General features: G+C 36.6%; 23 protein-coding genes. 11 read left to right on the forward strand and 12 right to left on the reverse strand.

Translation table 11 applies throughout. From position 1 onward, the window contains the following. Positions 1-143 precede the first annotated feature (143 nt). Both ACQQ6V_RS03095 and ACQQ6V_RS03100 read right to left on the reverse strand, forming a co-directional pair. The gene (locus tag ACQQ6V_RS03095; RefSeq protein WP_234108484.1) at positions 144-1,427 is read right to left on the reverse strand and encodes a tetratricopeptide repeat protein; all 1,284 of its coding nucleotides are present in this window, start codon (positions 1,425-1,427) and stop codon (positions 144-146) included. A gap of 105 nt (positions 1,428-1,532) precedes the next feature. Then, complete coding sequence (locus tag ACQQ6V_RS03100) at positions 1,533-1,922, reverse strand: hypothetical protein (protein ID WP_234108485.1); 390 nt, start codon at positions 1,920-1,922, stop codon at positions 1,533-1,535. 188 nt (positions 1,923-2,110) lie between these two features. Here ACQQ6V_RS03100 and ACQQ6V_RS03105 point away from each other — a divergent pair, with 188 nt between their 5' ends. Next, positions 2,111-2,884, forward strand: a complete 774-nt coding sequence (locus ACQQ6V_RS03105) for a LuxR C-terminal-related transcriptional regulator (protein ID WP_234108486.1) — start codon at positions 2,111-2,113, stop codon at positions 2,882-2,884. Positions 2,885-2,984: 100 nt separating this feature from the next. Here ACQQ6V_RS03105 and ACQQ6V_RS03110 read toward each other — a convergent pair whose 3' ends face one another. The 6 genes from ACQQ6V_RS03110 to ACQQ6V_RS03135 form a co-directional block, all read right to left on the reverse strand. Beyond that, positions 2,985-3,266: a helix-turn-helix domain-containing protein gene (locus tag ACQQ6V_RS03110; protein WP_034979496.1), complete on the reverse strand. Its 282-nt coding sequence runs from the start codon at positions 3,264-3,266 to the stop codon at positions 2,985-2,987. Next, the gene (locus ACQQ6V_RS03115; RefSeq protein ID WP_234108487.1) at positions 3,263-3,559 is read right to left on the reverse strand and encodes a helix-turn-helix domain-containing protein; all 297 of its coding nucleotides are present in this window, start codon (positions 3,557-3,559) and stop codon (positions 3,263-3,265) included. Before ACQQ6V_RS03115 ends, ACQQ6V_RS03110 begins: the two co-directional genes overlap by 4 nt. Before the next feature lie 100 nt (positions 3,560-3,659). After that, on the reverse strand, positions 3,660-4,040 hold the full coding sequence (locus ACQQ6V_RS03120) for a hypothetical protein (protein WP_234108493.1): 381 nt from the start codon (positions 4,038-4,040) through the stop codon (positions 3,660-3,662). 556 nt (positions 4,041-4,596) lie between these two features. After that, complete coding sequence (locus ACQQ6V_RS03125) at positions 4,597-4,914, reverse strand: DUF6922 domain-containing protein (protein ID WP_139420220.1); 318 nt, start codon at positions 4,912-4,914, stop codon at positions 4,597-4,599. Between the two features lie 39 nt (positions 4,915-4,953). After that, on the reverse strand, positions 4,954-5,697 hold the full coding sequence (locus tag ACQQ6V_RS03130) for a nucleotidyl transferase AbiEii/AbiGii toxin family protein (protein WP_234108495.1): 744 nt from the start codon (positions 5,695-5,697) through the stop codon (positions 4,954-4,956). A 75-nt stretch (positions 5,698-5,772) separates the two neighbouring features. Then, positions 5,773-6,228: a DUF3408 domain-containing protein gene (locus tag ACQQ6V_RS03135; protein WP_234108497.1), complete on the reverse strand. Its 456-nt coding sequence runs from the start codon at positions 6,226-6,228 to the stop codon at positions 5,773-5,775. A gap of 547 nt (positions 6,229-6,775) precedes the next feature. Here ACQQ6V_RS03135 and mobA point away from each other — a divergent pair. The 3 genes from mobA (at position 6,776) to ACQQ6V_RS03150 (ending at position 9,937) form a co-directional block, all read left to right on the forward strand. Continuing rightward, positions 6,776-7,210 (forward strand): conjugal transfer protein MobA, encoded by a 435-nt coding sequence (gene mobA / locus ACQQ6V_RS03140; RefSeq protein ID WP_234108499.1) that lies wholly within the window; start codon positions 6,776-6,778, stop codon positions 7,208-7,210. Between the two features lie 4 nt (positions 7,211-7,214). Next, positions 7,215-8,477 carry a conjugal transfer protein MobB gene (gene mobB, locus ACQQ6V_RS03145; RefSeq protein ID WP_234108500.1) on the forward strand — a complete coding sequence of 421 codons (1,263 nt, stop codon included), beginning with the start codon at positions 7,215-7,217 and terminating at the stop codon, positions 8,475-8,477. Between the two features lie 122 nt (positions 8,478-8,599). Then, on the forward strand, positions 8,600-9,937 hold the full coding sequence (locus tag ACQQ6V_RS03150; RefSeq protein ID WP_129758656.1) for a sigma-54-dependent transcriptional regulator: 1,338 nt from the start codon (positions 8,600-8,602) through the stop codon (positions 9,935-9,937). A gap of 43 nt (positions 9,938-9,980) precedes the next feature. On the opposite strand, the gene ACQQ6V_RS03155 is transcribed toward ACQQ6V_RS03150, so the two are convergent. Genes ACQQ6V_RS03155 through nhaA form a run of 4 tightly spaced genes read right to left on the reverse strand, consistent with a single transcriptional unit; the run spans position 9,981 to position 15,096 of the window. After that, on the reverse strand, positions 9,981-10,673 hold the full coding sequence (locus tag ACQQ6V_RS03155) for a potassium channel family protein (RefSeq protein ID WP_129758657.1): 693 nt from the start codon (positions 10,671-10,673) through the stop codon (positions 9,981-9,983). A 13-nt stretch (positions 10,674-10,686) separates the two neighbouring features. Then, positions 10,687-12,426: a TrkH family potassium uptake protein gene (locus ACQQ6V_RS03160; protein ID WP_448844111.1), complete on the reverse strand. Its 1,740-nt coding sequence runs from the start codon at positions 12,424-12,426 to the stop codon at positions 10,687-10,689. A gap of 17 nt (positions 12,427-12,443) precedes the next feature. Continuing rightward, positions 12,444-13,751, reverse strand: coding sequence for a DUF389 domain-containing protein (locus ACQQ6V_RS03165; protein ID WP_234108506.1), 1,308 nt, complete (start codon positions 13,749-13,751; stop codon positions 12,444-12,446). A gap of 13 nt (positions 13,752-13,764) precedes the next feature. Further along, positions 13,765-15,096 (reverse strand): Na+/H+ antiporter NhaA, encoded by a 1,332-nt coding sequence (nhaA, locus tag ACQQ6V_RS03170; RefSeq protein WP_448844112.1) that lies wholly within the window; start codon positions 15,094-15,096, stop codon positions 13,765-13,767. A 563-nt stretch (positions 15,097-15,659) separates the two neighbouring features. Here nhaA and ACQQ6V_RS03175 point away from each other — a divergent pair. The 7 genes from ACQQ6V_RS03175 to ACQQ6V_RS03205 all read left to right on the forward strand — a co-directional run bounded on the left by ACQQ6V_RS03175 (position 15,660) and on the right by ACQQ6V_RS03205 (position 22,587). Further along, a complete protein-coding gene (locus ACQQ6V_RS03175) occupies positions 15,660-16,019 on the forward strand; it encodes a DUF7674 family protein (RefSeq protein ID WP_123247948.1) in 360 nt (119 codons plus the stop codon). A 300-nt stretch (positions 16,020-16,319) separates the two neighbouring features. Continuing rightward, positions 16,320-16,703, forward strand: a complete 384-nt coding sequence (locus ACQQ6V_RS03180) for a DUF7674 family protein (RefSeq protein ID WP_129758660.1) — start codon at positions 16,320-16,322, stop codon at positions 16,701-16,703. Then, on the forward strand, positions 16,700-16,777 hold the full coding sequence (gene kdpF / locus ACQQ6V_RS03185; RefSeq protein WP_081623247.1) for a K(+)-transporting ATPase subunit F: 78 nt from the start codon (positions 16,700-16,702) through the stop codon (positions 16,775-16,777). The genes ACQQ6V_RS03180 and kdpF overlap by 4 nt, the downstream gene beginning before the upstream one ends. Positions 16,778-17,019: 242 nt before the next feature. Further along, on the forward strand, positions 17,020-18,708 hold the full coding sequence (gene kdpA, locus ACQQ6V_RS03190) for a potassium-transporting ATPase subunit KdpA (RefSeq protein ID WP_448844113.1): 1,689 nt from the start codon (positions 17,020-17,022) through the stop codon (positions 18,706-18,708). Between the two features lie 20 nt (positions 18,709-18,728). Next, positions 18,729-20,738, forward strand: a complete 2,010-nt coding sequence (kdpB, locus tag ACQQ6V_RS03195; RefSeq protein WP_234108521.1) for a potassium-transporting ATPase subunit KdpB — start codon at positions 18,729-18,731, stop codon at positions 20,736-20,738. Between the two features lie 22 nt (positions 20,739-20,760). Beyond that, complete coding sequence (locus ACQQ6V_RS03200) at positions 20,761-21,321, forward strand: K(+)-transporting ATPase subunit C (protein ID WP_055041566.1); 561 nt, start codon at positions 20,761-20,763, stop codon at positions 21,319-21,321. Positions 21,322-21,504: 183 nt separating this feature from the next. Then, positions 21,505-22,587, forward strand: a complete 1,083-nt coding sequence (locus ACQQ6V_RS03205) for a porin (protein WP_286895555.1) — start codon at positions 21,505-21,507, stop codon at positions 22,585-22,587. Positions 22,588-22,601: the final 14 nt, after the last annotated feature.

The following is a 22,601-nucleotide window of genomic DNA, read 5'->3' on the forward strand; positions in this document are numbered from 1 at the left end:
ATTTTAATTGTTTTTGGTCAGAATTCCGGTTACGTTTTTGGCGCCATTTAAAATACTTTTTCAGGCAATTTTCTAATTTACAAATGAACCTATGTTTTACTTTAAGAATCTCTGACAGGTTAATTATTTCATCCTGACAATTTTTATTGTATTTCCGTTTTATATTTTTCAGCTAATTCTTCATCCTTTAAAACTTCGTCTGTTTCTTTTTCTCCGTTTAGTATATAATTAATCAATGCACGGGTTTTATATGCATATGCAAATTTGTTATCCTGAGAAAGAATGTACTTTAGATCTGTAAGCATTTCATCAGCAAGTTTTTGATCTATTGTTTTATCATTTTCATATTTATTTTGAAACATATGTTTTTTTACTTCCACTCTAAGAACGTAAGCATTTAACATGCTTTTATCTAATGCAATGGTCTGCGTAAAATCGGCTTCTGCTTTAATCAACAATTCAGGATTGTTTTGTTGATGAAAAAGCTGATGGTAAGATTCTCCTCGAAAAAAATAGATTCTAGTATAGTCGATAAGTGCTCTGGATTTAAAACTTATTGCGCGATCAAATGCATCGATCGCCTGCTGATATTCTTTAGCTTCGTAATGGTATAGTCCATTTACTGAATGATAAAAATAATCATTAGGTGCTAATTTGCCCCATCTATCTAAAATAGCTTGCCGGTTGTTTTTTTCAGCTTCGTATAGTGGATTAAAGTAATCATAAAGAAGAGCATCTGGGTTTAATTTAACGATATTTTGAAGGTAGCTATCCATTTGTTGTTGAGTACAGTCGATACAAGTTTTTGTTAAACCATTATATGCTAAAATTTTTGAGTCATTGTCGGTTTTTAATTCCAAAACTTTTGCAAAAATCTTATGTGCATCACTATGCATATTATTTCGGAATAAATATTCCCCTAGATATAAATAATTTTCTGCAATAGGTTCTAATATAATGGCACGTTGATAATAGCGAATAAGAAGTTTAAGATCCGGAGATTTTTCAATTCTTAACAGTTTATTAGCCTTTTCGGTGAGTTTTTGTGCTATTACAGCAGCTTCTTTTTTATCAGTTTTAAATATCTTTTCTAAAAACAGATCTCCTTCTCCATTTTTGCCTCTACTTTCTGCAATTTCAGATAATAAATATAAAGCTTCGAAATCTTTTGATTTTATTTTTAATGCAGCTTGTGCATCGGCTTCTGCCAAATCAAGCGAGTTGTTTGTAAGATGAACTTCTGCTCTCATGGTATACAATTCCGAATTTCGTTGATTTTGTTTTATACCTTCGGTTAAAATACGTATCTGAGCAATGCGATCTCCTGATAATCTAGCATCAAAGATGTAATCCGATGCATTTTTGCTTTGTGCCTGGATAAAATTAGAGGCAAACAAAAGTAAAAGTGTATAAATGAATTTTATCATGATAATTGATTTAAATATAATTTGTTTGAATTCTTTAGGTATTGACTGACTGTTTGTCTAATTTAGTTTTGATAGGATCTAACAAATGAAAAAAGAAAATTCATCTTATTGCTTTCCCACATTACATTCTAATCCAAAAGGAAAGGGAAAAGAACTGATAGAGCTTTCAACAAGTTTGTCTAGATCCTTATAGTATGCTTTCTGCGCTTCTTCATGTGATGAATACGGTCCTTTTATTTCGACTGAGATTAATGTTTTCCCGTTATTTCGTTTACCATATTTTTCTTTGTACTCATTGATTATATTTGTTTTTCCATAAAACATTTTACTACAGTTTCCACCAAATGGATAAGTAATAATTGTTTTATTGCTTCCATATTCTTTTGCGATAATGTACACAACATTTGGTGACTGTACTTGCGCTTGTACATTTTGTGAGATTAGCAATATCATCATCCCGAAAATACCTGCTAGAATTTTAGTAATGGTGTTCATATTTATAAATATTAAGTTTTTATTAACAAAGATAATTTGCCGGTTTTCTCAACGCAATACCTCTAAGGAGGTATTTAATGGTGTAAAACATGTGCTTTCGGTACTAAAAAGACATATTTTATTATTCATCGATATAGGTTTTTGTGTAAGTTTGTAAGCAATCAATTTTAACTAAAAACATTCTATTTATGAGATCATTAAAATTTGATGTAGTAAAGCAGACCTGGTCAGAAATTTCTAAATATGACAGAGAAATATCTTTACCTCCCGATTTTGAATTAGACCTCTATAAGAAGTTATTTGATAGGTTTCATCCAGGACCTTATTATTACTATATTTTTAATGTTTTTGAAGCTAAAATGGAATTTGTAAGCCCTGAGGTCACTAGTGTTATTGGATACAAACCTGAAGATTTCTCGCCAGATTTAGTTGTCCATAACATTCATCCTGAAGATCAAGATCGATTTGTACAGTATGAACAAAAAGTAACTGATTTTTTTACTCAACTGCCTTCAAATAAAATCCCGTACTACAAAGTTCATTATGATTACCGATTACGTTGCGCTAACAATTGCTACAAATGGATTTTACAACAAGTTTCTACTATACAGAGTTCTGACGATGGTGGTGTGATAAGAGTTTTAGGTGTCCATACCGATATTTCATTTCTAAAAACAGAAGCCACGCCTTCCGGACTTTCGTTTATTGGTTTAGACGGAGAACCATCTTTTTACGATGTTTTATTGCCTTACGATAGACAAGAGGTCAATTCTCCTTTATCTATACGGGAAAAAGAGATTGTAAACCTAATGTTATCGGGACAAAAATCTGAAGAAATAGCTAATGTTTTAAAATTGTCCATTCATACAATTAAAACGCACCGCAAAAATATTTTTAGAAAAACAGAGTGTAAAACATTGACAGAATTAGGCGCGAAAATTATAAAACAGGGATGGATATAATTTCAATCACTCCACAATAAATTAGCCCACCGCTTAAAACGGTGGGCTGTTTCTTTAATTGACCGATACGGCTTCCAGTTTCAAAACATTCATTTAGTGGCTAACGCTGATAGTTATCTTCCAACACCTTGATAATATCGCTTTCACGGAAAAGGATTTTCCGTTCGAGTTTGATAAAGGGTATCAGTCCGTCATCTCTGTACTGTTGCAATGTCCGTTTGCTGATATGCAACATCTCACAAACCTGTTCACCTGACAGGTAGATTTCTCCTTTTAAGAGTGGGTGAAAATATTCCCTGATATACAGCAGTTCGTTTTTGATACCTACCACAGCTTCGAGCAGGGCAAGCATATCCTCGTTTGAATTTCCAATCTGTTTCATTTCTTTTGCTTTTTTAATGTTCGCTCTCCCTGCATAAGTAACTCCACATCGGATAATCTGAAATAAGTCTTTCGATTGATTTGCGTTGCAACAAGAATGCCCTTTGCCCTGTATGTCTGTAATGTTCGCTTACTGATATTAAGCAGTTGGCAGGCTTCCTGCTGGTCGAGCCATTTTGTTGCCTGTTGCAATGCTTTGTAGGGCAATGTAATTTCCTTAATCAATAAGGACACTTCCTTTACTTCCCTGTGCAATGTCTTTAAAATCTGAATGTCTAAAACTGTTATTTCCATATCTACATCATTTAAACTTCAAAAATATAAGGTGCTTATACAGGGTTTTCCAATGTTGTAGTCAAAGGTTGCATTTGGCGTTCAGATGCTAAATACTCGGTTAAAATCCCAACTTTGTTTTTTTGTTTTTTGGGCGAGCCTGTTGTATTTTGTTTGAATTGTCCATTTTTAAAGCAGGCTTTTTATTGGTCTGTACGGTCTGATTGTTTTCAGCATTTTTATAATCCGAACGCATAACAGTTTTTGTCGCACCTATTACGCTTTCGGGTTCGGCCGGTTGCTTTGGTAGTTCAGCAGGTTTGCCCCCGAACAGCCTGCCAAGACCTAAACCCTTTATGTCTTTGAATTGACGTTTAAAGCTGGTAATGAAATTGGAAATTGGGTCACTGTTCTTATCGACCTGCATAAAAGGTGTGTTCTTTCTTTGCTCGGATTGTTCTTTCTCTTTCCGCTCTTTGTCGGTAATTACTTTTTGTGCCATAGGTTCAAAATTTTCCCCAATGTAAACCATAGAAGTTTACTCCATTTGCCTTTGGCATTTAGTGGCAGTCTTTGGCAGTCAAAGGCATTTTGATAAAAGGAATATTTGAAAAGTGTACCCAAAAAAGAACAAAAAGGTAGCAAAGGTAAGGCGGACAGCCACCGCACCGCCCAACCAAAAGCTTACGGCATAATGGCAGAGCAAAAAGGTGGCTTCGCCGAGTTGTCGTGTTACCCTGCCACCCTTCGGGACTTATTCCGTTTCCTTTTGGTTTTTCGTCTGTCCGCCTTGTTAAAATGGCTTTCTTTTTTTTCTGTTTTTTTGTTTTGAAAATATTTTTTGAGAGAGAGATTCAGAACTATAATCAGCATATGCAGGATACCCCTTGTATCTATGGTTCGGGATAGCCCAATTTCTTTTTCTTGACAAGTTGCGGAGCAAGAAAAGGAAGCAAAAAGAACTCCGCTATTGGGGTTGAAACTATTAGGCTAAAAGTCGTTGGATGAAAAAAAAAGACAGGCTGATTTCTCAACCTATCCCTCTATAAGATTTTAATTTATATCCAATGGTAAGGCTTATCCTTACGGTTCAGGTAGCAGTACATTTCTTCCTTTTTAAGTTCTGGGAAGAACCTCAATGCCCTATCAATTGCATAGTTGGGTAAGAAGTAAATTTCGTCACGGATTGCTTTGATAACCCTGCTATGACCATAGAAACGGACAAGCTCATCAATTTCATTTTGACCGCCACGTTCTATGATACGGGCTATAATAGTCTTGTAGGCTTTCTTAAAGTCCATTGCTTCGATGTCGAAATCCCAAAAAAACACTCGGTCAAGATTTGGAATGTCGTTATTTTTTTCTCTTAATTCCATATAGTAAAGATACGATTTTTTTAGTTGTTCATTGATTTTTCAACGCCTAAAGCCTCTACCTTTTTTCGGCAGATCGGGTATTTGTCCAAATTTTAAAGACGGATTAAGAACCGCCTTGTTTAAGCGTTCATTAATTTTTTCCATATCGGTCTCTTTACCTTTTAACAACTTAACTTTTGCTTCGTGGTCGATATTCTTGTGATACAATAATGCGTATGTAGCCATTGCAGGATTACCGCCATATTTATTTTGATATGCTTCTAAATAGGTTCTTAACGGATGGTGTTCTAATAGAAAATGCATATCTATAAAATCCTTAATCCGTGTACCATTTTGGAAGATGGCGTGGAGTTTCATTGCCCCTATGTCCTCTAAGGATGCTAATCGTATCCCATCTTTTGTTTCAATTGGCTTTTGCCATGGATATTGATGCGAAAGAATATCAACTTTAATCTTATCTATATCAAGTAAGATTGTATTATTAAACATATCGTTTATCAATACCCGAGGATATTGAGTGACTAAATGTTTTAATAGCTTCTGTTCATCAAAGCCTTTGGTTGTAAAAAGGTCAATATCAATACTCAATCGGTGACCAATCTGTAGACTTAATGCAGTTCCCCCTACAAGGTTAAAATCTTTTAGCATTTCATCTTTCATTAGTGTCTGGAGAAGTTTCCACATCTCACTGCTGACTGTTTCTTTGTGTAGCATGATTTTTCGCTTTTTCGGGAATTTAATCCCGAAAACGAAGCCTTTGCCCAAAATGGTAGTCAGTGGCACTGTTTGGCGTTCATGGACACAATGAGCGATGAATATCCAAAAGATTATATTGCTCTTTGCCTACACAACCCGTTATCAGAACAACGGCTTGTGCTTATCGTTATAGATTTCCTTAATCAGCTCTCCGAACTCCTGAAAGTGGTATTCGATAATATTATCCAGATAAGCATAAATTGTCAGCTTGTCAATTCCCATAATGTTGGTAAGCCTGTTAAATGTTTCGTGATGTTCCTGCCGTACATAGACCGATTTACCTTTGCTTGCATTTCTTTTAGGGATTCTAAAGAACGTTACGCAATAATCCTCTTTCGTCAGCTTCTTTGGTTTTGAAACGGTTCTTTTGGTATTGCCTGCAATCGGTTTTGTATCTTCTGGTTCTACAGATTTTTCGCCTGTTTCGATGGCAGTAAGGTCATCACTATGCGGTAAAGTGTTCTGCTCTTGTTCAGGTTCTTTCTTTTCAGTTAGGAAATTTTCAATAGAAAAACTCTCTTTTTCGGGTTGCTGATTTTTGTTTTCTTCGTGTATCATATCTCTTAATTTTAATATTATATCCAATTAGCTATTTGGCTAGCTAAGCAGTCAGTTGTATGGACTGTTACACCTATGTAACAACCTATCTACCTATGCACCTACATACCCTTAATTAGCTGTTTCCTTAACTGAAAAGTGTGCAATTCGTCTGCATTCAGTCACGCAGATTTGCTGTTGGGATTTATGCTGATTGATTACCTAGTTAAGGTTATAACCAATCAGCCAGCTAACCAGATACAAAGGAAATAAAAGCAGTCCCAATCTGCCTTAAGGTGGTATTCAGTGGCATCATTTGGCGTTCATTGTCATTGTTATAAATAACTGTTATTCAAATAGTCTTGCCGAAATTTGTAATGGAAGCTATGGGTTTTCCCTGCTAACTCCAATCCGTTTGCAAAACGGATTTTTCTGAACCCTTGTTCAGAGCAAGTTATCTCTTGAGGTCCTCGAAATAAATTTCCGCACCTCAAGAGCACTTGCCCTTGCAGGGGGCTGGAAACGGCTCCGAAGTCGCTCGTTTATGTAAAATTAAAAATGGATTATTATGGAAGAGAAAAACAGAAAACAGATTAAAAAAACAGGAAGGAAACCAAAGATTGACCCTGCCGTCAATCGGTATTCTATCAACCTGAACGCAGAGGACAATGCCAAATTTCTTGCCCTCTTTGACCAATCAGATATGAAAGTAATTGCCCATTTTATTACCGCCTGCATCTTTCAGAAGACCGTAAAGACCGTAAAGATTGATATGGATGCAATAGAATATCACGAAAAGTTGACCCGATTTTTTAGCCAGTTCCGAGCAATCGGAACAAATTACAATCAGATTGTGAAGATATTGTACCGCAATTTTTCAGAGAAAAAAGCAGGAACTTACCTGTTTAAATTGGAAAAAGAAACAATTGAATTGGTACAAGTCACAAAAGAAGTCATCCGTTTGACACAGGAATTTGAAGAGAAGTATTTGAAAAAAGAGTAAAGTTATGATTGCAAAAATAGGAAAAGGAAGCAATATGTATGGAGCGATTTTGTACAATCAGCAGAAAGTGGAAAAGGAAAACGGAGCAGTTTTGTTACTAAACAAAATACCTGATACAGTAGACGGCAACTATTCTGTAGCCTATTTTAATAAATGTTTTGAGTCATATTTATCAGCAAACATCAAAACGGAAAAAACGGTACGGCATATTTCGCTGAACCCCGACCCAAAAGACCAGGTAAGTGATGAACAATTTATGGAAATGGCACAGGAATATATGGAACGTATGGGTTACAGCAATCAACCCTATATTGTTTTCAAGCATACGGATATTGACCGAACACACATTCATATCGTTTCAACCTGCGTAGATATTGACGGAAAGAAAATCCCCGATGATTACGACCATCCACGCTCAATGGCAATCTGTCGGGATTTAGAGCAGAAATATAATCTGCACAAAGCCACCGAACAAGAGCAGAAACAATCCAACAAAATTTTCAAGCCTGTAGATTACCACAAAGGCGACATCAAAAGTCAGATTGCTTCGGTAGTACGGTATTTGCCAAAGTACTACAGCTTTTCAACTATGGGTAGTTACAATGCTTTGCTGTCACTTTTCAACATTACAGTAGAAGAAGTAAAAGGCGAGCGGAACGGACAACCTGTAAACGGATTGGTGTATGTAGCATTGGATGAGAAAGGAAACAAGGTAAGCAATCCATTTAAAGCATCGCTATTCGGGAAAGATGCAGGCGTGGCACAACTACAAAAACATTTTGAGCAATCTAACGAGAAAATGAAAACCAATCCTGCAAGGTCTGTTTTGAAAAATACGGTGGAACTTTCCATACATACAACAGGCAATGAAATGGAGTTTAAAAAGCAACTTGTAGAACAGGGTATCAGTATGATTGTCCGCCGGAACGAAAGCGGACGGATTTACGGAATGACCTTGATCGACCACGAAAACCGAAGTGTTTGGAACGGCTCACAATTAGACAGAAATTTGTCGGCAAACGTATTCAATGATTGGTGGAACAACGGAAACAAACCCGAATTAAAAATACAGGACACCCCTGTTTCCAAAACAAACACATCGGACGATTTGCCAATGAAAGACCTTTTTGAGTTTAGTTCACAGGAACATTCCCACAGTTCAGATTTAGGATTGTTGAGTGTGTTATCTGATACACAAGGAGAGGATTACGAAGAGGAAAAGTTTGCTAATCAGATGAAGAAGAGGTGGAAAAGACGAAAACACTAGTACTAATAAAATATTCACTCATGATTCATAAACTTCTTTCGCAGATGTTATAATAAATTGGTACAATAAACTTAAAACAGCTATAATAATTGTAAATTCGCATATAACAATTTAGCTTGAACGTGGGCAGAGTATTAATAATAGACGATGAGGAAAAATTGAGAAACCTCCTTTCAAAAATAATTGGTTTTGAAGGTTTTGAGGTTTTTCAGGCATCCAATATCAAATCGGGTTTACAAAGGTTAGAAGCAGAAGAAATAGATGTTATTATCTGCGATGTCAAGCTTCCTGATGGAAGCGGTGTGGACACCGCAAAACTGATTAAAGAAAAATTCACATCAGTAGAAGTTATTCTGCTGACCGCCTACGGCAATATACCGGATGGCGTACAAGCTATTAAGAACGGTGCGTTCGATTATATAACCAAAGGTGATGATAACAATAAGATTATTCCACTTCTTTATAAAGCCAGTGAAAAGGTAGCTTTAAACAAAAGAGTTCAACAATTAGAAAAGCAGTTAGGCAAAAAATATTCCTTTGATAAAATTATCGGTACATCAAAGCCAATCCTAAAAGCAATTGAATTGGCTAAAAAAGTCGCACCAAAAGATACAACAGTATTATTAACCGGAGAAACAGGAACTGGTAAGGAGGTTTTTTCACAGGCCATTCATCAAGGTAGCCCGAGAGCAAACCAAAATTTTGTTGCGATAAACTGCTCTGCATTTAGTAAAGAGCTCTTAGAAAACGAATTATTTGGTCACAAAGCGGGTTCATTTACAGGTGCTAATAAAGATCAAAAAGGACTTTTTGAGGAGGCTCATAATGGAACCATATTCTTGGATGAAATAGGAGAAATGGCTATGGACTTGCAAGCTAAAATTTTACGTGTATTAGAAACGGGTGAATTTTTGCGTGTTGGTGATGCCAAACCCATAAAAGTCAATGTGCGTGTAATCGCTGCAACTAATCGAAATCTGGAAAACGAAATTGAGTTAGGTCATTTCAGAAGTGATTTGTTTTACAGACTTTCTGTATTTGGTATAGAACTTCCATCTTTGAGAGAGCGTGTAAAAGACATCAAATTGTTGGCACAGTATTATGCCGATCTTTTTGCAATCAAATCCAATAGAAAGCCATTAGCCCTATCTGAGGATTATGTTACAGCGTTGGAAAACAATCCCTGGAAAGGAAATATACGCGAGTTGAAAAACGTGATTGAAAGAAGCGTGATTTTAGCGGATGATGACCTGCTTGACTTAGATACGCTGCCGGTAGACCTTCAATATGCAAAATCAAATGCAAAACAATTGTCTGCATTTTCTATGGCCAGTGCAGAGAAACTGCACATTCAGAAAATACTAAATCATACCAATGGAAATAAAGCAGAAACAGCTCGCTTGTTAGAAATCGGGATTGCAACCCTTTACCGAAAAATGGAGTTGTATAAACTTCAGTAGCAGTTTGATATCTAATGCATTTTTGATTGAGAAATAATATAGGCTATTCATATTTTACTTTTGCAAATCTTTGCAGATCTTCATTATTACCATAAATAACGATGATATCATTTTTTTGTAGCATGGTAGTCGGTTCCGGAATTCCTTGTACGTTAGCAACGGTTTTGCTTCTTCCTAAGAAGCTTTTCTCTTGGGCATCTCTGATAATCGTCAGAATTAACACATTATGCAATTCTCTGAATTTTACTTCTTCTATGGTTTTTCCAATGTATTTTTCCGGCACCACAATCTCTACAATACTATAACTTTTGTTCAGGTCAAAAGAGTCTATAACTCCTTTTAAACATAGTTTTTTAGCCCATCTTTCAGCCGTTTCTTCTTCCGGACGCACAATTTCGTTAACGCCTATAGCTTGTAGAACACTTTCGTGAAGTGGATTAATGGCACGACTGATCAATCGTTTTATACCCAGATTTTTAAAATGTGCTGTGACCATGATATTTGCACCTTCGTCTTCACCAATACAAACCATCACGATATCCGTATTCTTCAGCGGCAAATGAGTAATGGCTGATTGATCTGTAGCATTCATACAGATGGTGTGAGACAATTTATCTTTTAATGCTACAACTTTTTCCGAGCGTGAATCCACACCGATAACTTCATTTCCTTGTTGGGTTAGTTTTTCTGCCAATGAGCCTCCAAAATTTCCCAATCCTATAATTATAAATTTCATTTCAATTTTTCTTTTAGTTGATTAATATTTCATCCGATGGATAATGGTAATTTCCCTGTCTGACCTTTTTAAAAAAGGCAATCAGAATGGTTAACATACTTACCCTTCCTACGAACATAGTTCCAATAAGAACCAATTTACTTTCACTACTTAAATCTCCGGTTATTCCTAAACTAAGCCCAACAGTGCTATAAGCTGAGAAGCTTTCAAATGCGATATCCAAAAGAGGTACATGACTATCATAATGAGAAATCAGATAAACACTTATTCCTATTACCAATAAGGATAGACTCATTACCGCAAAAGCTCTTCTAACCGAGATATCAGCAATCTCTCTTCTGAAGACTTCTATCCTGGTTTTTCCTTTTGCAAGACTAAAATAGTTTAAAGTAGCAATGGCAAACGTACTTGTTTTAATTCCACCACCAGTTGAAGCCGGAGATGCACCTACCCACATTAAAAAAATGATGATAATGATGGAAGAAAAGTGCATTTGGCTAAAGTCTATCGAATTAAAACCCGCCGTTCTGGGTGTAGTTGCTGTAAATAATGCCGTAACAACCTTTCCCAAACCTTGATGATTTCCAAGTACATTGTAATATTCTTTGATGTAGATAATGACGGTTCCTAAAACAATCAATATGAAAGTGGTCAATAAATTTATCTTATTACTCAAGGTTAAAATCCATGGACGGTAATTGTTCTTTTTCTCTACAAACCAAAGAATATATCTGGATATTAGATGTTTAATATATCGAACGGAATTAATAACAATCGGAAAACCTAAACCTCCGAATACAAAGATGATGACAATAATGAACTGTAAGGGATAATTATACACATAACTGTCTTCCATCATTCCATTGGGTAAAGTCGAAAATCCCGCATTACAGAATGCAGATATAGAATGAAACACAGAAAAATAAACTCTTTCTGAAAAGGACGGAATTAAAGCTTTATCCAAATTAAAGAAAATAAATATAGCTCCAATAAACTCTATTAAAAAAGTAATGGTTAAAATCCTCTTTACCGTTGTAAAAACCTCGCCTATTTTCTCAGAATTGGTCATATCACTCAATGCCAATTGATTTTCGTAAGTAGATCCACCTTTGAAGAAGTAACTGAAGTAACTGGCAAATGTAAGGATCCCTAATCCACCAGCTTGGATCAATAGCATGATTAAGGTTTGCCCAAAAGCTGTAAAATAACTGCTCGTATCGACCACTATTAATCCCGTTACGCACACTGCACTGGTAGAAGTGAATAGAGCATCCACAAAGCTTATACCTTGATAGGTTGCATTAGGCAGCATTAATAGTAAGGCTCCCACGACAATTAATCCCATGAAGCTGATGATAAATAATTGGGCAGGATTGAGTAAAGAACGCTTATAGCTCAAACGCGGGCGTGTAAATTCCCGTATCAATTTTAAGATAACAGCCAACCGTATCCAATGGGTTATTTCTGATATTCCCCCTGTTGATAATTGTTTGTATAAGCAATAAAACACAAACAAAACACTCAATGTATCAAAGATAAAAACACTTAATATGAATTCTTTTCGATGATAATAGTATTTCAAAACAGTATAAAAAACACCAATAACCAATACAAACAGATACAAAGAAATGATACTTAATTGTAAGGTTGGGTTTAGTATAAAACCGTAATCAGCTATTAGTGCTGTAAGTGCAACCAAGTGTAATACAACAATGAGCTGTTGTATCCATTTGGCATATAAAAACTCTTTCATTTAAAAATTCTCTCAGGCTATTCGGATTGGGTGTCTTGTAATATCAGTGTATTATCAACATTAAGCCGCTCGTTCAGCCATTTTTTCATTTTCGATTTATCAATTTCTTTTGTCCCTTTCTCCAAATGATATAACACCAACCATTCAACTTTGGCACTATCTGTTCCTGAAAATTTTTCTATTTTACCAAGAGACACATCTTTCAGTTCAGGGAAAAGAACGTTCAGTTCTCTAACAAGTCCTGATTCATTTACTTTATATTTATTCAGTTCTTGTCGAAGGTTGTTGATGGTCACATCTTTTTCTGACAAAGAAGCATCCTGCTTATTCAGTTCACTGAGTATCTCCGACTTAAGATCTGCATCATCCTGTCTGAAATTCAGCATCGTATTATGAATACCTCTTTCATCCAGTAATCGGTTATACATTTCCATTTCTTCTTTGCTGAGTTTTTTATTCAGAAATGCCAGATCCACCTTTTTTGGATTGGAATTATAATTCAGTTTTTTGTAAATCACCGTATATCCTCTGCTACTGAATTCAGAATTGATGAATTCTTCAACGGTTTTAGTAAACTTCTTTTCTTCAAATAGATTATACGCCAGATAAAAACTGGGGATGATCATAATCATCATCAAGGTGGTAATTCCGTACCGGATGCGTTTTTCATTCTTTGGTTCAATCGTAGCAGAAGCAGGATATTTTAAATATTTGATAACTAAAAACGTGGCAATACAAATAAAAAAACAGTTGATGGTGTACAGGTAAAACGCCCCAAAGAAATAGCTAAAATTAAAGGTAGCCAGTCCATACCCTGCCGTACACAATGGAGGCATTAAAGCCGTAGCAATGGCTACACCGGGAATGGGATTTCCTTTTTCTACCCTTGTGATGGCAATAACACCTACTAAACCTCCAAAAAAAGCGATCAATACATCATAAATATTCGGAGAAGTTCGGGCTAATAATTCGGATTGCACATCTTTGAATGGACTGATATAAAAGTAAAAGGCTGAGACCAATAAACTAACTACAGTTGCTATTAAAAGATTTTTAATAGATTTCCGTAAGAGTAAAAAATTGTACGTTCCCAATGCAAATCCTGCTCCTAAAATAGGCCCCATCAAAGGAGATATCAACATGGCTCCAATAATCACAGCTGTTGAATTGACATTTAATCCAACAGAAGCGATAAGGATAGCACAAGCCAATATCCATAGGTTAGATCCCCTGAAAGAAATGTTAGCGGTTACATTTTCTAAAACTTTCTGTTTATCTTCTTCACCGTTGTGCAGATTGATAAAATCCCATAATTTATTGCTCATTTGCTTACAACGTTTACAGTTGCTTTTTAGACTGCTTACTCAGCACGTAATAACCCAATACACCGCCAATAATAGAAGCTGCAAAAATTCCAATCTTCGCCTGTGTCATGTATTCCTCATGCGAGAACGCCAAAGAAGTTACAAATAACGACATCGTAAAACCTATAGAAGCCAGTAAACCTAGTCCAAACAGGTTTCTTACATTCATTCCTTCTGGAAAAGGAGCCACTTTCAGCATCACCAAAAGCAATGTAAAACCAACCACGCCAACAACCTTACCGACCAAAAGACCTAAGGCAACACCCAACGCTACATTGGTACTGAATAAATGTTCCATATCGATAGCCAATGAAACACCGGCATTTGCTAAAGCGAAAATAGGGATGATTAAGAAGGTCACCATGGGATGCATTGCATGTTCTAATCGTTGCAATGGCGGAGTTGCTGCTACCGTACTATTTTGAATTTCTTCCAGAATATGTAATTGCTCATTTGTCAAAGTAGGTTTGCTGTTATCCGGGTCAATGCCCTTAAACTTGTCTAAAAGTTTTTGGATATTATTACTGAATATTTTCTCATTGATTTTCACATCTGCCGGAATGGTAAATGCTGCTAAAACAGCTGCGATAGTGGCGTGTACACCCGAAAGTAAAAAAGTTGTCCAAACACCGCCAATTCCTAAAATGGCATAGAATAAAATGCTTCTTACTCCCATTTTATTACCGGTATACATCGTCAAAAGCACCAAAGCACCGATAATGAGATGGAACATGGAGATATCTGAAGTATAGAAAAAAGCGATAACCAAAACAGCACCTAAGTCATCAACAATAGCTAAAGCAGTTAAAAAAACTTTTAGTGTAAGCGGAATTCTGTTTCCCAATAAATAAAGCACTCCTAACGCAAAGGCTATATCTGTTGCCATTGGAATTCCCCAACCGCTGTGCACTTCTCCTGTTGGATTCAAGAATAAATAAATCGCAGCCGGCACAGCCATTCCTCCAAATGCAGCAGCGATGGGTAATAAAGCTTTTCGTGGATTGGATAACTCTCCCCCAACGATTTCTCTTTTTAGTTCTAAACCCACTACAAAGAAAAATATAGCCATCAAACCATCATTGATCCAATGATGAAGATTGTATTCAAAATACGTGCTTCCGTCTAACTGAAGTCCAAATTTATGTTCCAGAACATGATGGTACTCTTCAGCTAAAGGCGAATTGGCTAATATCAATGCAATCACCACACTGATTCCTAATACAATGCCACCTGCTTTTTCATTTTTAATAAAGCTTTGAATGGGTGATACGATTTTCTCAATAGGAGTCTTTTTTAATTTATTCATCTTTCTTTGCTTATCCCTCTGATTTATGCTGAAAATGACTTAGAAACCAGTCATTTTATGATTAATAAAGTACAAAAATATAAAATTAAAAACGATTCCCCATATTAATCAAGGTGATATAGTCCTTTAGAATTTCGCTCGTTATCCCCAAAAAATCTGTGCTCTTATCAAAATGATAATCATCCTATCATTTTGATAAGGTTTTTGTTTCAATAAATTCCGTGAGATCGGAATAAAATATTGATTTTCAATTTATTATGACTTGTGAAATTCTATTGGAATAAGTTTTGGCATAGAGGATATAAAAGAAATTAAAAATGAGGAAAAGAAATGTCAAATGGAAACAGCAGAAAGAACCGCCTTCGTTTCCAAAATGGCTAAAATCATACCACTTATTACTTTTCGCATTTATTGTGGTTATGATTTTTGGAGCAATTATGAAGCACATTAGTACCACTTAAAAATAAATAAAAATGATAACAATAGTTTTAGTACTCGCAGGTTTAGCCTGTTTCGGTCTGTTCATTAAGTCAATTGACTTCTTTGAGAAAATCTAAAATAAAATGAAAACAAAAATCATAAATACGATACAACAATGGGCTCCTGAAGCCGCAAGACTCATTCCTGATTTGGATACTTTGGACGATTCTATTGCAGACTATCTGCTACTGCATAAACTGGCAGAAGTTTGTTCACAAAAAATAGGTTCTGGATTAGAAGATGAATTAGAGCGTGTTCAAGAGATAGCCAAAGTTATAAATCTTTTGTATCAAGGAGGAAATCAATACACGCGGAATGCCATTGAAAATGAGTTTCTGACAGCGCTATCTTTTGAAGAAAGCCCAGGAAGCCTAAAAAAACATATGGATTTATTTCCGATCGAATTACGGAAAGGGTATATCAAAACCATTTTAGAAAACTAATTAAGTAATGAAAGTTTTAAAAGAAAAAACACATTGGTCGGCTAAAATAAAAAAAGCAGTATTAGCAATTTTATTGTTTGTCCTGTTTGCCGTATGCGTAAAGCTTGGCGGATTCGCAGGTCTTTTGATCGGCTTTGTATTTTTCTTTTTATTCTTTCAATTAATAAGCAGATGAAAAAAGAACGAAAATCAAATAGGGAAATAGTTACGGATATATTGGCAAAAGTACTTTTAGCTTTTATTGTCTTCTGTATTTTCTATGCGATGTTCTCCAGTAAATAAAAAGAAGTTTTTAAATCAATGAACGAAATAAATGAAAACACAGCCAGTACTTATCTGGCACATCACTACGGTGAAATTAAAGAAGAAATCAATGAACTATCCATGCGAAAAAATTTTGCAGGAATATTTCAGGCAATCGTCAACCACATCAATCTCTTGCTTTCCAAAGGACAGATAGAGAAAATTGGGGTAAAGATTAAGTTCATCGGTTGGCTTCATAAAAGAGGAAATGAGTATGTACAATACATCATTGAAAATTTGTTTGTGCGCTCTTTTGAAGGAATGAAAAGACGTTGCACTACAGAACAATGGATTTATATGTACCAGCTCATTCCCAATAACCTGAAGCATGTTTATCAGCTTCAGAACACAAATTATTTAACACAAAAAACAAGTCTATGACAGCATTATTCATAGTAGCCATAGGTGTATTTGTCTATATATGCTACGTATTGCTCAAACCAGAAAAATTTTAAAACGCTTCAGCAGATGAAGAAAGATACAAAAGGAAAAATCAAGGAATGGGTATCCATCATATTCTGGATACTGTTCTTCATTTCGATCATTTATCTGGCTTTTCTAAAAATTCAAATATTGCTATGAAAAAGATACTTACTGAAATGAAAGATGTAGCCCGAATTGCTTTGATATTCCTGATTGTATTAGCATTGGTCAGGCTGTTCGGATGGATGTTTAAAACCATATTTAATTAATAAAAATGAATACAGAAATTTTAGGAATAATCGTAATGTTTACCCTGTCGATATTGCTTGCAATACCCTTCGGTAAATACATTGCAAAAGTCTATGGCGGTGAAAAAACGCTGCTCGATCCGATTTTTAATCCGATAGAGCGAATCTTTTACAAAATAAGCGGTATCAATCCGCAAACAGAAATGAACTGGAAACAGCAGATGGTAGCCATGATCACGATCAATATGGTGTGGTTCCTGTTGGGAATGGTTGTTCTAATGACGCAGGGAAGCCTACCGCTTAATCCGGATAACAATCCAAGTATGTCCGCAGACCTTGCATTCAATACGGTGATATCATTTGTGGTAAACTGTAATCTGCAACACTATTCCGGGGAATCAGGATTAAGTTATCTTGGACAATACTGGTTAATGTTCTTACAGTTTGTAAGTGCGGGAACTGGTATGGCTGCTGCTGTAGTGTTATTTAGAGCATTCAGAGACAAATCATCTGAAACCTTGGGTAATTTTTACAACACCTTTGTAAAATCTTGTACACGTATTTTATTACCTGTATCATTTGTAATTGCCATCATTCTTGCATTTGAAGGTACCCCGATGACTTTTGAAGGTAAAGACGCTATTACCACTTTACAAGGTGATTCTGTGGAAGTATCAAGAGGACCCGCAGCGGCATTTGTGCCTATTAAACACGTAGGAACCAACGGAGGTGGATTCTTTGGAGTGAATTCTGCCCATCCGTTTGAAAATCCATCCTACCTATCCAATATGGTCGAAATGGTGGCTCAGCTGATCGTACCATTAGCGATGATCTTTGCCTTTGGCTATTTTATCAGAAGAAGAAAATTATCGTGGATGATATTCGGTGTAATGACAGTAGGTTTTTTAATGCTGACCATTCCAAATATCAACATGGAAATGAACGGAAATCCTGCTATTGCAGCTATGGGAATTGATAATTCTCTTGGAGCAATGGAAGGAAAGGAAATTCGATTAGGAGCACCTGCATCTGGCTTTTGGAGCATTGTCACCACTGTAATCTCTACTGGATCAGTAAACTCTATGCACGATAGCTCAATGGCATTGTCAGGCATGAATGAGCTATTAGCAATGATGATCAATGCGTTTTACGGAGGAGTCGGTGTAGGAATACTTAACTTCTTTATTTTTATCATTCTTGCTGTATTTATCAGTGGATTGATGGTAGGAAGAACACCAGAATTCTTAGGTAAAAAAGTGGAAGCTAGGGAAATGAAAATAGCCATGATTATTGCCTTGCTTCATCCTTTCCTGATATTAGTAGGAACAGCATTAGCCGCTGCATCACCACAATATACTATGGACTCTCTAAATAACCCGGGATTTCACGGATTGAGTGAAATGCTATACGAGTTCACTTCGTCATCTGCCAATAATGGTAGTGGTTTTGAAGGATTGGGAGATAATACACCTTGGTGGAATATTGCAACAGGATTTGTACTTATTCTTTCAAGATTCTTACCGATCATTGGTCCGGTAGCCATTGCAGGCTTGTTAGCTCAAAAGAAATTTATACCAGAGGGAGACGGAACCCTGAAAACCGATACGGCAACTTTCGGACTAATGGTATTCGCTGTAATCGCAATCGTAGCTGCCTTAGCATTCTTCCCGGTATTGGCATTAGGTCCTATTGCAGAGTACTTTTCACTTTATTAAACTGATTAAAGAATTTAGAAATGAACAATAATACATCATTGTTTCAAAAAGATATGGTTCAGGAAGCACTGAAACAATCTTTTGTGAAACTCAATCCGAAAACCATGTTCCGTAATCCGGTCATGTTTACTGTATGGATCGGTACTTTGGTTATGCTAGCCGTGAGTTTATGGACGTTGGCAGGAGCTCAGGGACAAGGAAGTTTTGGTTATAATTTTACCGTCTTTATTATCCTTTTGCTTACCCTGTTATTTGCCAATTTTGCCGAGGCAATTGCTGAGGCAAGAGGTAAAGCACAAGCAGATAGTTTGCGTAAGACAAGAGAAGAAACGCCTGCAAGATTAAAAAATGGGAAAACGATCTCCTCTGCTCAATTACAAAAAGGTGATGTTTTCATCTGTGAAGCTGGCGACATCATTCCTTCTGATGGGGAAATTATTGAAGGCTTAGCGACCATCGATGAAAGTGCAATTACCGGAGAATCTGCTCCTGTGATTCGTGAAGCAGGTGGCGACAAAAGTTCTGTTACCGGTGGTACCAAAGTTTTGTCCGATAAAATCGTGGTGCAGGTAACAACGCAACCGGGCGAAAGCTTCCTGGACAAGATGATTGCCTTGGTAGAAGGTGCAGCCCGACAAAAAACACCAAATGAAATTGCTTTAACCATTTTGTTAGCAGGATTTACACTTGTGTTTATCATTGTCTGTGTGACGCTTAAGCCATTTGCTGATTATGCAAATGTGGGGATTACCATTGCTTCTTTTATCTCTTTATTTGTATGTCTTATCCCGACTACCATTGGAGGATTGTTGTCTGCAATCGGTATTGCAGGGATGGACAGAGCATTGAGAGCCAATGTTATTACAAAAAGTGGTAAAGCGGTAGAAACCGCAGGTGATATCGATGTCTTATTATTGGATAAAACAGGAACAATCACGATTGGTAACCGTAAAGCAACTCATTTTCATCCAACAAATGGTATTGACGAGAAAAGATTAATTAAAGCGGCTGTATTAAGCTCCATGGCTGATGAAACTCCTGAAGGTAAATCGATTATCGAATTAGCAGGTATCAACCCTTTGAGTTACGAAGTCAAAAATCCTCAATTCATCAAGTTTACAGCAGAAACTAGAAGTTCAGGTATAGACTATGAGAATGTGCGTGTCCGAAAAGGTGCAACCGATGCGATAAAAAATCTGGTTACAAAAGCAGGTAATAACTTTCCAAAAGAGGTCGAAGAAAGAGTGAAAGCCATCTCTTCTAATGGAGGTACACCGTTGGTCGTATCAGAGAATGAAATCGCATTGGGTGTAATTGAGCTACAGGACATCATCAAACCGGGTATTCAAGAACGTTTCGAACGGCTGCGTAAAATGGGTATCAAAACCGTCATGGTAACGGGCGACAATCCTTTGACTGCTAAATTTATCGCTGAGAAGGCAGGTGTGGACGATTTCATCGCAGAAGCAAAACCCGAAGACAAGATGAATTACATCAAAAAAGAACAGTCGGAAGGTCGCTTGGTCGCTATGATGGGTGATGGAACAAACGATGCTCCGGCTTTAGCACAAGCTGATGTGGGTGTAGCAATGAATTCTGGTACTCAGGCAGCAAAAGAAGCAGGAAACATGGTCGATCTGGATAACGATCCGACCAAATTGATTGAAGTCGTAGAAATCGGAAAACAATTGCTGATGACCCGTGGTACATTGACTACTTTCAGTATTGCGAATGATGTGGCTAAGTATTTTGCCATCATTCCAGCACTGTTCATCACAGCGATTCCTGCATTGCAAGGACTGAATATTATGAATTTACACAGTCCGGAAAGTGCAATACTATCAGCTGTAATTTTCAACGCAATCATCATTCCGATGTTGATTCCATTAGCATTGAAAGGTGTAGCTTACAAACCTATTGGAGCAAGTGCATTACTTCGAAGAAACCTGTTCATTTATGGTTTAGGCGGTGTACTGATACCTTTTGTAGGAATCAAGCTGATAGATATGCTTATATCCGTTTTCTTTTAATCCTTTATAAAATTTAGATAAAATGAAAAAACATATTTTGCCCGCAATAAAATTGACTGCTGTTATGATCCTGTTTTTTACAGTCATTTACCCACTTGCAGTCTGGGGTATCGCACAGTTTGCTCCTAATGCTGGAAAAGGAGAAATTATAGAACACAACGGAAAGAAACATTATGTCAATATTGGTCAGTCTTTCACAGAGGATAAGTATTTCTGGTCAAGACCATCGGCCGTAGATTACAATGCTGCTGGTTCAGGAGGTAGTAACAAAGGTCCTTCTAATGAGGAATATTTAGCAGAGGTTCAGGCACGAATTGATACTTTTTTAGTACATAATCCCGGAATTGATAAATCTGAAATACCTGTTGACCTGGTTACGGCTAGTGGAAGTGGACTGGATCCTAACTTCTCTGTTCAGGCTGCAAAGGTACAGGTAGCACGAATCGCTGAAACAAGGGGGATTGATGAGGTTAAATTGAATCAATTAATTGATGAACAAACCGAAAAACCTTTGTGGGGCATGTTTGGTCCCGAAAAGATCAATGTACTTAAATTAAATATCGCTCTGGATCAACTTAAATAAGTAATTCCTAAAAAAACTTACAGGTTTTCAAATGTGTGTGTAGCCATTGAAAATGCCTTGTAGGAGTAATTCAATAAACAGTAAAATTTTAATAATTCAAAAATGAAACCATCATGATTTATTCAACCACACAGGGAGGATAAATCTGATAGCTTCATCACGTTTAAAAATCAAATTAATAAGATGAAAAAAATAATTATGTTCTCAGCTATTCTTCTGGGAGCAACAGGAAGTGTATGTGCTCAGGAAACTGAAAAAAAGCCGTTAACCATCAGTGGATATGCTGAGGTATATTATCAGCAGGATTTTAATAACCCGAAATCCAATACCAGACCCGGATTTGTGTACAGCCACAACCGCAACAATGAAGTGAGTCTAAATTTGGGATTTATAAAAGCAGCTTATGAAACAGAAAATATGAGAGCAAATCTGGCTCTTGGAGTAGGTTCTTATATGAATGCTAATTATGCAGCCGAAGAAGGCGTGCTGAAAAATATATATGAAGCAAATGTAGGGGTGAAACTATCTAAAACGAAGAATTTATGGTTAGATGCAGGTATATTACCATCTCACATTGGCTTTGAAAGTGCTATCGGAGCGGACTGCTTTACATTGACAAGAAGTATGATGGCTGATAATTCGCCCTATTTTGAAACCGGAGCTAAGTTGTCGTATGCTACCGATAATGGAAAATGGAATATGGCGGTATTGGTGTTGAATGGCTGGCAACGTATCCAACGTGTTGAAGGGAATAGCACACCAGCTTTTGGTCATCAATTAACTTACCGTCCTTCGGATAAAGTGACTTTAAACAGTAGTTCTTTCATAGGCAACGACTTCCCTGATGAAGAGCGTAAGATGCGTTACTTCCACAATCTGTATGGGCAGTTTCAAATCAGCAATCAATTTGCATTGATCGCTGGCTTTGATATCGGCGCACAACAAAAAGAAAAAGCAAGTGATGACTATGATACATGGTATACGCCTGTACTGATTGCGAAATACAGCCCTACTGAAAAAATAAGCATCGCTGCAAGAGGAGAATATTACCACGATAAGAATGGCGTTATCATCGCCTCGGGAACGGAAAACGGATTTCAAACATTTGGGGCTTCACTCAACGTTGATTATCAAATTCTGCCTAATTTGGTATGGAGAACAGAAGTTAAAAGCTTAAATAGTAAAGATGCCATTTTCTTAAACAGAGATGACAATATGAAAAAAGACAACGTTATGGCGGTTACATCGCTGGCGATACGTTTCTAAATATTTCCATTTAC

It is taken from the genome of Chryseobacterium electrogenes (assembly GCF_053553015.1).

Bases quoted from the DNA above. Each gene is read 5' to 3' on its own strand.
- ACQQ6V_RS03095 (WP_234108484.1), bottom strand. From the start codon at position 1,427: ATGATAAAATTCATTTATACACTTTTACTTTTGTTTGCCTCTAATTTT.
- ACQQ6V_RS03100 (WP_234108485.1), bottom strand. From the start codon at position 1,922: ATGAACACCATTACTAAAATTCTAGCAGGTATTTTCGGGATGATGATA.
- ACQQ6V_RS03105 (WP_234108486.1), top strand. From the start codon at position 2,111: ATGAGATCATTAAAATTTGATGTAGTAAAGCAGACCTGGTCAGAAATT.
- ACQQ6V_RS03110 (WP_034979496.1), bottom strand. From the start codon at position 3,266: ATGAAACAGATTGGAAATTCAAACGAGGATATGCTTGCCCTGCTCGAA.
- ACQQ6V_RS03115 (WP_234108487.1), bottom strand. From the start codon at position 3,559: ATGGAAATAACAGTTTTAGACATTCAGATTTTAAAGACATTGCACAGG.
- ACQQ6V_RS03120 (WP_234108493.1), bottom strand. From the start codon at position 4,040: ATGGCACAAAAAGTAATTACCGACAAAGAGCGGAAAGAGAAAGAACAA.
- ACQQ6V_RS03125 (WP_139420220.1), bottom strand. From the start codon at position 4,914: ATGGAATTAAGAGAAAAAAATAACGACATTCCAAATCTTGACCGAGTG.
- ACQQ6V_RS03135 (WP_234108497.1), bottom strand. From the start codon at position 6,228: ATGATACACGAAGAAAACAAAAATCAGCAACCCGAAAAAGAGAGTTTT.
- mobA (WP_234108499.1), top strand. From the start codon at position 6,776: ATGGAAGAGAAAAACAGAAAACAGATTAAAAAAACAGGAAGGAAACCA.
- mobB (WP_234108500.1), top strand. From the start codon at position 7,215: ATGATTGCAAAAATAGGAAAAGGAAGCAATATGTATGGAGCGATTTTG.
- ACQQ6V_RS03155 (WP_129758657.1), bottom strand. From the start codon at position 10,673: ATGAAATTTATAATTATAGGATTGGGAAATTTTGGAGGCTCATTGGCA.
- ACQQ6V_RS03160 (WP_448844111.1), bottom strand. From the start codon at position 12,426: ATGAAAGAGTTTTTATATGCCAAATGGATACAACAGCTCATTGTTGTA.
- ACQQ6V_RS03165 (WP_234108506.1), bottom strand. From the start codon at position 13,751: ATGAGCAATAAATTATGGGATTTTATCAATCTGCACAACGGTGAAGAA.
- nhaA (WP_448844112.1), bottom strand. From the start codon at position 15,096: ATGAATAAATTAAAAAAGACTCCTATTGAGAAAATCGTATCACCCATT.
- ACQQ6V_RS03175 (WP_123247948.1), top strand. From the start codon at position 15,660: ATGAAAACAAAAATCATAAATACGATACAACAATGGGCTCCTGAAGCC.
- ACQQ6V_RS03180 (WP_129758660.1), top strand. From the start codon at position 16,320: ATGAACGAAATAAATGAAAACACAGCCAGTACTTATCTGGCACATCAC.
- kdpF (WP_081623247.1), top strand. From the start codon at position 16,700: ATGACAGCATTATTCATAGTAGCCATAGGTGTATTTGTCTATATATGC.
- kdpA (WP_448844113.1), top strand. From the start codon at position 17,020: ATGAATACAGAAATTTTAGGAATAATCGTAATGTTTACCCTGTCGATA.
- kdpB (WP_234108521.1), top strand. From the start codon at position 18,729: ATGAACAATAATACATCATTGTTTCAAAAAGATATGGTTCAGGAAGCA.
- ACQQ6V_RS03200 (WP_055041566.1), top strand. From the start codon at position 20,761: ATGAAAAAACATATTTTGCCCGCAATAAAATTGACTGCTGTTATGATC.
- ACQQ6V_RS03205 (WP_286895555.1), top strand. From the start codon at position 21,505: ATGAAAAAAATAATTATGTTCTCAGCTATTCTTCTGGGAGCAACAGGA.